This is a genomic window from Rhizobium ecuadorense, assembly GCF_001187535.1.
Classification (GTDB): domain Bacteria; phylum Pseudomonadota; class Alphaproteobacteria; order Rhizobiales; family Rhizobiaceae; genus Rhizobium; species Rhizobium ecuadorense.
Genome location: NZ_LFIO01001833.1, coordinates 1 through 248, shown reverse-complemented (window position 1 = coordinate 248; position 248 = coordinate 1). Strand labels below are relative to the sequence as shown.

Genomic DNA, 248 nt, shown 5'->3' with positions numbered 1-248 from the left:
CTGGGATCTTTCGACCGCCGAATTCATCGGGCTCGAAAACTTTCAGCAGTTCTTTTCCGAACCATTCCTGGTCAAGGGACTGGTCAACACGCTGATCTACGCCGTGACGACATCCGGCCTGAAGACGGTCTGCGGGTTGCTACTCGCCGTGCTGCTGACCAGCAATATCTTCGCCCGCAGCTTCCTGCGCACGCTGGTCTTCTTTCCCGTCCTGGTCTCGACGATTGGCATCGGCATCACCTTCACGG

The 248-nt window shown here is 57.7% G+C and carries 1 pseudogene; it reads left to right on the top strand.

Going from position 1 to position 248, the window contains the following annotated elements:
- Nucleotides 1-248 (top strand): annotated as a pseudogene (locus AF337_RS38710) (sugar ABC transporter permease); the annotation flags it as partial.